The sequence below is a fragment of the Flavobacterium sandaracinum genome (assembly GCF_004349135.1).
Classification (GTDB): Bacteria; Bacteroidota; Bacteroidia; order Flavobacteriales; family Flavobacteriaceae; genus Flavobacterium; species Flavobacterium sandaracinum.
Genome location: NZ_SMFN01000004.1, coordinates 153,835 through 166,801, shown reverse-complemented (window position 1 = coordinate 166,801; position 12,967 = coordinate 153,835). Strand labels below are relative to the sequence as shown.

The following is a 12,967-nucleotide window of genomic DNA, read 5'->3' as shown; positions in this document are numbered from 1 at the left end:
AAATTGTCACGAATCTGAATGGTTTAAATAGCTGTTATTGGGTGCGATCAGTATTTGAATCCTCCAGCTCCTTTACTTTTTCGTAAACTAAAGTACTTTCAAAGCCTTTGCGAAGCAGGTAATCACAGCATTTTTTACGTTTTTTTAGCAAATTAGTTTCTCGTACAGATTCCCAGTTTCTTTCTGCGACGGTATGGAAAGTAGCTAAATACTCTTCTGCTGAGATTTCTTTAAGTGCCAGATTGATGTTGTATTGCGTGATTTTCCGAAATTTTAATTCGTTCACAATTCTTATTTTTCCCCAAAATTTGATGCGGTGTTTTCCTCGGGCGAAACTACAGGCAAACCGACTTTCATTCAGGAAATTATCTTTGATTAGATGTACTAGAATGGTGTCAATTTCATCAGCATCCATTTTCATAGAGCGTAATTTTTGGACTACCTCTTCGTGACAGCGTTCTTGATAAGCACAAAAATGTTCTATTTTGTGTATGGCTTCTTTTATGGAAAAAACTGGATTCATGGGTTAATTTTTGTAGCTGGAAATTTAAGCATTTATAATCGGTATAATGAAATCGTTTAGCATGAAAATAATAGCTATCAGTATTCAAATCCTATTTTACTATCTAAAGGGCATAAGTCATTTTATAACTTGTAGTTTTTCAAATCCTCTCAAAGTGGTATTACATCGACTAAAAAGGCATATTAACGACTTTATTCTGTTTATAAATTTTATTTTCATTGTTTTGTTAGAAGTAAGTTTTTTCTTTTAGAAAGACCTACTGTAAAATAGATTTTGTTCCTGAATTTACACGCATACTTTTATGAAAAGACCTTTGCCTAATCCTACGTTTTATACTGTTGTTTTTTTGTTTCTGAGTTTGTTTTTCGCAAATTTATTATTTGCGCAAACTACTTCTGGGGATTATCGTTCTGTAGGAGCAGGAAATTGGACTACTCTTTCAAGTTGGCAATATTATAATGGAACTGCATGGGTAACTCCGTCAGGAATTTCTCCTCAAGGTTATCCTGGGCAGTTTGCAGGCGCGGGTACCGTGACAATTAGAAATGGGAATAGTATTACCCTAAATGCTAATATTACAAATAGATTTACTGCGTTAATTATTGGTGAGAGTTTAACAGCTACAACTACATTTTTTGGAAATTTTTCTATAGGAGGTGATTTTCAATTAAATACTCTTGACGTTGTAATTAGTAAATATGGACTTTTACAATTTACAGATAATAAAGGTTCTTTATATTTGCCTGCAAGTACGGGGATATTAATTGACCCTCTTGGAGGATTAGCAAAAGTAGGTGGGCCTGGTAATTGCAATAATAATGTCAATATTTTTATAGGAGAAGTTGAATATGGTGTTTGTACTGGTAATGGAGCTTTGTTCACTTTTGAGGAAGTAAATAATTCAGGAGGAACTTTGTATGCGATTCCAACATCAAATTCTCCAGTTTGTAAAAATAACACTATTAATTTACTTGGCTCTTATTCCGGAAAATCAGGAAATACAACGTCAGTAGGTTCAACTTTAGGAGTGAATTATTCTTGGTCAATCAAGGATCCTAATAATGTTATTACTACAAGCTCTGCTCAAAATCCAAATTTTACTGCGAGCTTATCAGGTAATTACTCGGTTACGCTTACGTGCGCAACTTATTTTGGGAACGCTTTATTCACTAATTCTAAAACAATTACAGTAGTTGTAAATCCTGTGCCAGCTACTCCTAAATTTGAGACTAAAACTCAACTCACTTGTACTATTCCATCAGGTAGTGTTGTATTGAGTGGTTTACCATCTTCAGGAACCTTGAAGCAAACAGGATATATTACTAAATCTTATCCAATCACGGCTACAACAATGACAATATCTGATTTAGTAGCGGGCGATTATTATTTCGCAGTGAATAATGGGACCTGTGAATCTGTGATTTCACCTGTTGTTACGATAGTAGATAAATCCTCAACCACATGGAACGGTAGTGGTTGGTTAAATGGAGAACCAAGCATTACTTCAAGGATTATTTTTGCGGGAAATTATAATTCTACAAAAGATGTGATTGGTTGTGACTGTACAGTTAATAGTGGAGCAAGCGTTGTATTCAAATATATAAATCCTACTTTGGGGCATACTTTGACTGTAACAAATGATGTTAAAGTTTTAGGGTCTGGTAAATTGACTTTTGAAAATAATGCAAGTCTAGTTCAAACAGCAAATAGTATAACAAATACAAATTCAGGTAAAATCACCTATCAACGGCAAGCCTCACCCTACAAACCATTTGATTATATCTATTGGTCTTCACCCGTCCTAGGTCAGAAATTACGAGATGTTTCTCCACAAACACCTTTAGATAAATTTTATTCTTTTGATGTAGCTTCTTATGACTGGAAGCAGGAAGATCCAAATTTACCCATGATGAATGGAGTTGGTTATATAATACGAGGGGCTGATTATGTATCACCTACGCCGCCAGGACTTCATCAGGCGTCTTTCTTTGGGGTTCCAAATAATGGTTTAATTACTGTTCCAATCCCTGCTACACCTGCAAATTCTGAGTCGTCAGCGCTCTTGGGTAACCCCTATCCATCAGCATTAGATGCCAATGAGTTTTTAAGGGGTAATAGTTCGATTTTAGAAGGAACGTTATATTTTTGGACGCACAATACTGCAATTCAAGATGTGGGAAATATTACAAATGGTTCGCAAGGATCTGGAGCTTTAGCTTACACCTCTGATGACTATGCTACCTATAATTTGACTGGAGGTGTTACGGTAGTTTCTACTACAAATATTGTGACAGACCATACTAAAGCAGGAAGTAAGCCATCAGGAAAAATTGCCTCAGGCCAATCTTTTTTTGCAGGGATTAATTCAGTTGCTGGTACAGTAAAATTTGAAAACAGTATGCGAGTAGGTGTTGGAACTCTAACAGGGGATAATAGTCAGTTTTTTAGAACAGCGAGCAGTAAATCTGATGTAACAAATGCTTACGAAAATCACCGAGTATGGTTGAATCTTACTAATTCGCAAGGTGCTTTCAAACAACTATTAGTCGGTTATATTACAGGGGCTACAAATGCATATGATCCGTTTTTTGATGGAGTAAGTTTTAATGGAAATGAATTTGTCGATTTTTATAGTATCACTGATGATGAAACGTTAACCATACAAGGACGAGCATTGCCATTTGAAGAAAATGATGTTGTGCCATTAGGATACAGTTCCGCAATTGAAGGTAGTTTTACTATCAGTATTGACGAGGTAGATGGATTATTCACGTCTCAAAACATTTACTTGGAAGATAAACTAAACAGCAGTATTCATGATCTTAAGAAATCGGGCTATACTTTTCAAACTTCTACAGGAACTTTTGATGATCGTTTTGTATTGCGATATGCGGATAAAACGTTAAGTGTTGGAGATTTTGATGATACCTCAATGCAGGTTTTGGTATCGATAAAAAATAAGCAAATTAAGATTAATTCCGCAGTAGAATCTATCGATAAAGTCTTGATTTATGATGTGCTTGGTAAACAAATATATGCGAACAAAAATGTTGATGCAACGGAATTAGTAATTCCAAATTTAGGGTCTAGTGAGCAGGTTTTAATTGTAAAAACACAATTGCAAAATGGTCAGACAGTAACGACAAAATTGATTTATTAAAATCACATCGTTGTGGTAATTTACAAACCCATTTTGTTAAATCAAAATGGGTTTTTTTTGTTCATTTTCTTAAATTTTAATCTTGGGAAGAGTTTATGTGCTGTTTGACCCCTAAAAGATGTATTTCAACGAATATAATTGCTTTTTAACGCCTTAATTTTGTTTTCATGATAATTTTGTGTGTTTTTGTGAGAATGATCTTTTTCTAAATACCATTTTAAGAAAGATTTTTCATTTAATCTCCAAATTAAACCATGATCAAGAAGTTATTGCCTCATTTTTCTTTTTTTTTGATACCAAATCTAATTTCTTTCCAAAATAAAAATTGCATAAATAATACGGTTCATCGGCATACTTCAATCGATACTTCGCAATCATTAAGTCTTTTGTTTTTAGCAAAAATTGGTAGTAAAAACAATAGGAAACTAGCATTTGTTGCTGTTTTGTTTTTTACTTTTTCATTTATAAATGCTGCCACTAGAACGAGTACCGCTACAGGCGGAACATGGTCTACAGGTTCTACATGGATTGGCGGTGTTGCGCCAGTTTCCGGCGATGATGTTGTTATTGCAACTACAGGAGCAAATGTAGTTACAGTTGGAACAAGCACTAGCATTGTAAATGTTACTATAAATGCCGGAGCAACTTTAAACATAGCCAATAGAACACTTACGACTACTGGGTTTTTTATAAATAACGGAACGGTGACAGGAACATCTGGGATTGTAGCGTTGACAGGTAATTTTACAAATTCAGGTAGTTTTACGCTGACTACTGGTCGCTTAACGATTGCATCTGGAAATTTCAATAATTCTGGAAATTTTACTTTAACTGGTGCGGGAAGATTGTTGTTGGGAGGAAATTATAGTACTTCTGGGTCGGTAGTATTAAACAGTTCATTAGTTCAGTTTACAGGTACTGCAAACCAAACGATACAAGGATTTACAACCACGGGAGTTGTAAGCATGTTAAAAACGGGTGGTGTAGCGACATTTACTGGAAATGTCAGTGGAGGTGGATTAACTATTAACGGATCTGGCGGAACTTTAGATTTAGTATCTGGAACGCATACCTTTTCAGGAACTTGGACAAGATCAGCAGGAAGCGGAATATTGAATTGCGGTTCTAGTATATTAAGAATAGGGGGAGGTATTTCAGGAACAGGAGGGACATTTATCGCAGGAACTGGAACTGTAGAATATTACAGAAATGGCAATCAAACCGCTGCAGCCCTCGTTTATAACAATTTAATAGTATCAGGTACAGGCAGAAAAACATTTGCAACGACACCTACGGTAAATGGAAAGCTTACGTTAGCAGGAATAGCAACTATTTTTGTAACAGGAGCGGGAGTTGTAACGTACGGTCCTACTGCAACATTAGAATACAATACCACAAATGCTAGACCAGTAACCTCAGAGGAATGGGTTAGCCCGTTTACTGCTTCGGGAGGAGTTGTGATTAACACTACACAAAATTTAACACTGAATGCGCCCAAAACGTTTAATAATTCAGTTCCATTGACCGTAAACAGTGGCGGTAAACTACTTTTATCTAATATATTGTTGACTTTAAATGGAGATCTTATCAATAACGGTGGTAGTGTTACTGGAACTGCAGGTGGCGTTACAATTGCTGGGACAGTAGGGCAAAACATTGGCTCTTTCACAACAACAGGAACAATAGCTATGGTAAAAACAGCCGGTACAGCAACTTTTACTGGTCCTGTCAGCGGTGGTCCACTAACAATCAATGGAATTGGAGGAACTTTAAACTTAGGTTCAGGGTTGATTCATTCTGTGTCGGGTATTGTAACCTTATCAAACGGAATAGTAAACGGTGGTTCCAGCAGGCTTAATGTAAATGCAACTAGTACTACTGCTTGGAATGGTACCGGTACAAATTTTGTTTCTGGAACAGGAACAGTAAATTTTGGTGGAGTGGCACAGACATTGGCAACTGCATCAACGTTTACTAATTTGATATTTTCAAATTCTGGATTAAAAACGCTAAATGGTATTCCTACAGTCAATGGCGTACTTTCAATGGAAGGAACTGCTACGGTTTCGGCAATACCAAATTATGGCTCTGCAGCTACGCTACAATACAATAGAACAGTCTCACAGGTTTCAGGATTAGAATGGAGAACTCCATTTGCAGCAACGGGTGGAGTTTCGGTTTTGAATACAGGAATCATAACAGTAAACGGTGCAAAAGTTTTTGGCGCTTCATCGCCTCTTACAATTGCAACTGGGGCGACTTTGGACAATGGTGGTTTTGAATTGTCCGGAGGTTCTTTACTTACTGTAAATAATGGTGGATTATTAAGAGCTACTGCTACAAGCACATTACCTTCGTTTACGAATACTAATTTAGCAGCTTTAAGTACGGTGGAATATGCTGGAAATGCTCAAACAGTTGCAACGCTTACCTACGGACACTTGACTCTTAGTGGTGCTGGAAATAAAACCTTCCCTGCAGCCACAACTATATTGGGAGATTTAAAAATTACTGGCTCAGCTGTTGCCTTGTTTTCCTCTGGATTTTCTTCCTCGCAATCCTTGACTTTTGGGACCGTATTACAGAGTACAGGATCTTGGGGTGGTACTGTATCGGAAGCAACAAATAGTAATGGGGTCCGATTTGGTTCTACAACAACTGGTATTTTGAATGTGAACGTTTCTTGTATAGAAGGGACTTGGATTGGCAGTATCAGTTCTAATTGGAATACACCCGCAAATTGGTGTGGAGGAATACTACCATCCGTTACCACTGATGTCACAATTACATCGGCCTCAGTGAATCAACCAGCATTAGGAGCTAATGGGAGCGTTCGAAATGTAACTATTTCTAATGGCGCAACTTTATCTTTAACTGGGACAACCACATTAAGCGTAAGCGGCAATTGGGACAATGAAGGAACGTTTGTACCTAACAGCAGTACCGTAAATTTTAATGGCACTTTACCGCAACTTATTGGAGGAACAACAGCTTCTACTTTTCATGATTTGACTAATTCAAACGCAATTGCAACTGTTACAGCCGTAATAGGAATCACAGTCAATAATTTGCTAAACATAAGCAATCCATCATCGGTGCTTGATATGTCCAGTTTTGTATTGACTGGCGGAGGGGCTTTTTCAAATTCAGGTAGCGGACAAATTCTAACGGCCAATACTACTGTATTGCCAATTCCTGTTGCGAAAACTTGGAATTCTACAGTAGTTTTTAATAATCCTTTGGGAGGTCAAACCATTGTTGCTGGAACGTATAATGGTATTCCTTCCTTAGAATTGCAAAACACTTCTGGAACTCAAACAGCATCAGGAAATATTACTACCGGTAATAAATTAAATATTACAACTGCTGGCACGGCGATATTCAACATGAATGGTTTTAATTTAACATCCACGATTTTAAATATTACCGAAGCAGAAGCTGTACTAGATATGAAAAACGGAACTTTGGCATATACTATTGTTGACGCGATGGATGGTACAATACGTTTTTCGGGCGCTTCAAATGGATTATCATTCCCTTCTGGAACTATAGATTATTATGGTGTAGGTCAAACTGTAGCGGGCGGAAATTATTACAATCTTCTTTTTTCTGGAATTGCAGGAAGTTATACTATTGTAAGCGATATAGATGTAGCTAATAAATTTAACGTAAACAATGGGGATTTAACTGTAGACGATTCCGTTTCCTTAAACCTTGATGATGCCATTACTGTAGTTCTTCCAGGTACAATGATGTTAAAAAACAATGCAAGTTTGGTACAAACCACTTTTACGGGAACTAATGCAGGGCGCATTACCGTACAAAGAAATACTACTCCTATTGTGGTAGATGATTTTACATATTGGTCATCGCCAACAAAGGGTACACAAACATTACTTGATTTTTCGCCTAATACCCAACTCGATAAGTATTTTGATTACAATAATGATTGGGCTAATGTGAATGCAGCCACCACTGTTTTTGCACCGGGAATAGGATATGCGATTCGAGCAGAAGGAACGCTAATTCCGCCTGGAATGCCAGCAGTGGATGATTCCTTACGATTTATCGGAGTCCCTAACAACGGTACAATTGATATTCCAGTTACGGTGAGAGCCTCGGATGGTGTTGGAGAAAGATTAATAGGAAATCCTTATCCTTCGGCAATTGATGCTGATGCATTTATCAATGCCAATCTTTTAGGGACTGGAACAATTAACCAAACTATTACAGGAACTTTATATTTTTGGACACACAATCATACGCTGTTGGGTAATGATTATTTAGCATCGGATTATGCTACCTATAATTTATTTGGAGGAGTTGGAGTAGGTTCTGGAACAGGTAATTTGACGGATCCAAGTCAATATATTGCATCTGGTCAAGGTTTCTTTATTGAAAATGATGTGGCAGGTAATGTGACTTTTGATAATAGTATGCGAATTGTAGCTAACAATACTAATTTTTACAGACAGAAGAAGACTAAAAATACAGCAGAAGAAAGTCATAGAATTTGGCTAAAATTACAAAAAGGTGTCGGAGATGTAACGGGTACATTAGTTGGTTATGGGTCTAATTCTACTGATGATTTTGACCCAGGCTATGATAGTTATGTGTATGACGAAGATCAAGTATTTGCATTGTATAGTTTTATTGGATTGTCTAAAATGGCTATTCAAAGTAAAAGTTTGCCTTTTGTAGATACCGATAGGATTCCTATCGGATACAGTACAAATGCCTCAGGGACTACAACAATAAGCATCGATAAAGTAGATGGACTGTTTTCAGACAATCAAAACATTTATTTAGAAGATAAAGTGTTAGATGTAATTCATAATTTAAAAGAAGATCCTTATACTTTCGAAACTGAAAAAGGAACTTTCAATGAGCGTTTTGTATTGCGTTATACGGATAAAACATTAGCATCGGCTGATTTTGAATTAAATGAGAGTGGTGTTTTTATCGCTAAAGATCGAAATGAATTAAAAGTAAAGTCTGTTACTGAGAATGTTTCTCAAATTGCTGTTTTTGATTTACTAGGCAGAAAAATATTTGAGAAAAAAGCTGTAAATAGCCAGGAATTCCGCACCTCAAATATTCCTTTAAGCAAACAAGCCGGCATTGTCAAAGTAACCTTAAGTAACGGTCAAGTGACCACAAAAAAAGTTATTTTTTAACAGGTATAAATTATTTTTAAAGTCAAATAGGTATCCCATTTTGTTTTGTACAGAATGGGTTTTTTTTGTACAAAAATTCTTTTTATTTAAATGTAAATATCACTAAATGTGGGTATTGTGAATAGGAAAGATTGTCTTTACTTTTATTAAAAATACTTTAGTTCTGATACTATCGCTATTGCTAATAGATTTTTAAAGCCACTCTAAATTTGAAAACAAAACTACTTTACTTCGTGATTGCATTTCTCTATTCGACCTTAAATCTCGCTTATTCTCAACAAGGAAAGGTAGATGCAGCATTCAATACCTATGATGACGGTTTACAGGGCGACGGTTTTGATGGAACAGTCAGAACAACGGCGTTGCAGGCTGATGGAAAACTGATTGTGGGAGGCGATTTTTTGAATTTTAATGGAGGTGCAACTCCCTATTTATGTCGATTACTGCCGGATGGTTCTAAAGATCCTTCCTTTACATTGAGTACCGGTTTTCAGGCTAATGTGTATTGTAGTTTAATACAACCGGATGGGAAAATAATTGTAGGGGGGAACTTTACAGCTTTTAATGGATCTAGCGCCGGAAAAATAATCCGATTGAATCCTGATGGCTCTCGGGATCCTACTTTTGATACTGCGATTGCAGTAGGCACAGGAATAGTGTATGACTTAGCTCTACAGTCTGATGGTAGTATTATCATAGTTGGTAGCTTTACAAAGTATGGTTCAGCTACTGCAAACCGAATGGCTAGAATTTTACCAAATGGAAATTTCGATCTAACATTCGCAATGGGAGTTGGTGCCAGCTCATTGGTAGAGGAAGTCCATATACAGCAAGACGGAAAAATTCTTTTGGGCGGTTCCTTTACTTCGTTTAATGGTGTTGCCTGTGGTAGAATAATGCGATTGAACGCCAATGGTTCTGTTGATGCTACTTTTGTTGTAGGAACGGGTTTTGATGCCAACGTATCAGCACTTACAACGCAAACGGATGGAAAGATTTTGGTAGGAGGTTCCTTTTTAAATTTTAATGGTGTTACGGCTAATAAAATAATTCGGTTGAACTTCAACGGATCGGTCGACAGTTCTTTTATTTCCGGATCAGGATTTAGTAGCGGTACAGTTGAAATTATTAATGTAAGCGCCGCCGGTGCTATAATGATTGGAGGCTCGTTAAATGACTCTTATAATGGAACTGATGTTAATAAGATCATCTTGTTAGAGGCTAATGGAGTGATAAATCCAGCATTCGATATTGGATCTGGACCCTCAACTGGCACAGTGAATGCGATTACAGAGGATGTAGCAAACTCGTGGTATATTGGTGGTTCGTTTTTAGTTTTTGATTCCCAAACTCAAGGGCGTCTAGCTAGAATTGATGGTTTTGGAACTTTAGATATCGGTTACCTTACCGCTGGAGTGGGTTTTAATAATTCGGTTTTAAAAGTAATTGCTATAGCAGATAATAAAACGATGGTTTTTGGGAATTTCACTAAATTCAATGGAGCCATTTGCAACAGAGTAATGCGGTTGTCCGAACAAGGAATTCTTGATTCTTCTTTTAATACTGCTGCTGCGGGAGCCAATAATTCTATAAAAACTGCTGTAGTGCAGCCTGATGGCAAAATTGTTATTGCCGGTGTTTTTACAAATTACAATGATGTCGTAAGAAATAGAATTGTCAGAATTCAAGCGAATGGAGAAATTGATGCGGCTTTTGCGATTGGTGCGGGTTTCAATAATCAGGTATATGCTTTGGCGTTACAGCCGGATGGTAAAATAATTGTATCGGGAAATTTCACCAGTTATAATGGTATTTTAATCAATAGAATTGTTCGATTATTACCTGATGGAACTTTGGATTCTGGTTTTGCCATTGGTTCTGGTGCGGATGCTATTGTAGACTGTATTTTGTTACAACCAGACGGAAAAATTGTTTTGGGTGGCCAGTTTACTCTTTTTAATGGGTTGTCTCACAATAGGATGGTTCGGTTGAATACAGATGGAAGTATAGATTCGGGATTTTCAATAGGTGTTGGTTTTGATAAAAATGTCTACACAATTGCATTACAATCAGATAACAAGCTAATTGTGGGTGGCGTATTTTTAAATTACAAAGGCGTTTCCGCCAAAAGAATCCTGAGATTGAACAGTGACGCTAGTTTAGATACGTCATTTACAACCGGAACTGGTTTTAGTAGCGGAGAAATTAGGGCAATTCTTGTCCAGCCGGATGACCGATTGTTGATTGGAGGAACGTTTGCTGGGAATTATAATGGAACGACAGTCAGGCGAATGGTGCGTCTTCTTTCCACTGGAATCTATGATGCTACCTTTAGTGTGAATTTAAACAATACGTTATTTAGTATTTGTTTTACACCAAGTAATAAAGTGATGATTGGAGGTAATTTTAATTCTGTTTCTGGTGTAGCGAAGCATCGTTTGGCTCGTATTAAGCTTTGTACCAATAGCTCTAATTGGAATGGAATTTCTTGGACTAACGGAACACCTTCCGCTGAAAAGTCACTTCTTTTCAACGAAAATTATCCGGCACTTACAACGGTAAATTCGTGTTCCTGTACAATTAGTTCTGGAAAAACAGTTACAATTCCCGAAGGCAATACGTTGGGTTTGGTATTTGACTATTCTGGCTCAGGTACCTTAATTTTAGAGAATAACGCAGCCTTGTATCAATCCGAAGATCAGGTTACGAACTCTGGAATTATTCATCTGAAAAGAAAAACAACTCCAATACTATCAACAGATTATACCTATTGGTCAGCATCAGTATCAAGTCAAAAATTAATGGATGTTTCTCCTAATACGCCATCGGACAAGTTTTATTCTTTTGATGCAGCTAATAATTCTTGGTTGAATGAGACTCCAACGACAAGTATGACAGTAGGTAAAGGCTATATTATTCGTGGTCCCAACACTTTTTCAGAAACTGTCGCGGCAAGGCATGAAGCGTTTTTTGTCGGAGTTCCAAATAATGGCGACGTATTCGCTCCAATTAGTGTAACAGACACATCAAATCTTATAGGAAATCCGTATCCTTCAGCCATAAACGCAGATTCGTTCATAAATAGGAATAAAGATATTATGGATGGGACTATCTATCTTTGGACACATAATACTGCAATTACTAAAAATGTTTATACTTCTAATGATTATGCGGTTTATAATTTATTGGGAGGTGTAGGTACAAGTGCAGCCATAAATTCTGGTATTAATAATGCTAAGCCGGACGGAAAAATAGCTTCTGGACAATCTTTTTTTATCACAAGTAGTAATGGTGGCGGGAATGTTGTTTTTAATAATACCATGCGACTTGTGGGTCAAAATACTAATTTTTTTAAATTTAGTGCACCAAAAATAAAGAAATCCAGTGAGATGGAAAAACATCGTATTTGGCTCAATTTATCGAATAGCGAAGGAGCTTTCAAACAAATTTTGATTGGGTATGCAGCTGGAGCTACAAATGATTTTGATCCTTCTATTGATGGAGAAAGTTTTGATGGGAATCAGTATTTAGATTTTTACAGCATTAATCAAGAGAAGAATTTAGTGATACAAGGCAGGACTTTACCCTTTGATACAACAGATGAAATTAAATTGGGATTCACTAGTGCACTGGCGGGGAACTTTACAATTGAAATCGATGAAACTGATGGGCTTTTGAAAAATCAAAATGTTTTTATAGAAGATAAGTGGAGTAATACTGTTAAGGGCCTAAACGAGGCAAGTTATATTTTTACCACTGCAATTGGGACTTTTGATGATCGTTTTGTTTTACTTTTTAGAGATAAAACCTTGACTGTAAATGATGCTGAAAAGGATACAGAGTCCATTTTTGTTTCGAGTAAAAACAAAGAATTGCGAGTAAATTCAACAAAGGAACTCATCAAGGAGATTACAATTTATAGTTTAGAAGGAAAAAAAATATACCACAAAAACGGTATAAATAAGACCGATTATTCTATAACTAATTGGTTTGTGACTCATCAAATAGTAATGGTAAAAATAGTTTTGCAAAACGGGCGGTCTGTTACTAAGAAAGTGCGCTACTAATTTTCATAAAAAAACCATCTTGCTTCAACAAGATGGTTTT

The 12,967-nt window shown here is 36.6% G+C and carries 4 protein-coding genes; 3 read left to right on the top strand and 1 reads right to left on the bottom strand.

All coding sequences use genetic code 11. From position 1 onward, the window contains the following. Positions 1–34 precede the first annotated feature (34 nt). On the bottom strand, positions 35–523 hold the full coding sequence (locus tag E0F91_RS05155) for a regulatory protein RecX (protein ID WP_132065267.1): 489 nt from the start codon (positions 521–523) through the stop codon (positions 35–37). 301 nt (positions 524–824) lie between these two features. On the opposite strand from E0F91_RS05155, the gene E0F91_RS05150 reads away from it, so the two are divergent. From E0F91_RS05150 to E0F91_RS05140, 3 genes are all read left to right on the top strand, one after another. Then, positions 825–3,683: a T9SS sorting signal type C domain-containing protein gene (locus E0F91_RS05150; protein ID WP_132065266.1), complete on the top strand. Its 2,859-nt coding sequence runs from the start codon at positions 825–827 to the stop codon at positions 3,681–3,683. A gap of 254 nt (positions 3,684–3,937) precedes the next feature. Further along, positions 3,938–8,860, top strand: coding sequence for a T9SS sorting signal type C domain-containing protein (locus E0F91_RS05145; RefSeq protein ID WP_132065265.1), 4,923 nt, complete (start codon positions 3,938–3,940; stop codon positions 8,858–8,860). A 209-nt stretch (positions 8,861–9,069) separates the two neighbouring features. Beyond that, positions 9,070–12,927 carry a T9SS sorting signal type C domain-containing protein gene (locus tag E0F91_RS05140; protein ID WP_243698841.1) on the top strand — a complete coding sequence of 1,286 codons (3,858 nt, stop codon included), beginning with the start codon at positions 9,070–9,072 and terminating at the stop codon, positions 12,925–12,927. The last annotated feature ends 40 nt before the right edge of the window (positions 12,928–12,967 follow it).

What these genes read in the sequence shown, in the direction of transcription:
- E0F91_RS05155 (WP_132065267.1), bottom strand. Translation starts at nt 523, where the DNA reads ATGAATCCAGTTTTTTCCATAAAAGAAGCCATACACAAAATAGAACAT.
- E0F91_RS05150 (WP_132065266.1), top strand. Translation starts at nt 825, where the DNA reads ATGAAAAGACCTTTGCCTAATCCTACGTTTTATACTGTTGTTTTTTTG.
- E0F91_RS05145 (WP_132065265.1), top strand. Translation starts at nt 3,938, where the DNA reads ATGATCAAGAAGTTATTGCCTCATTTTTCTTTTTTTTTGATACCAAAT.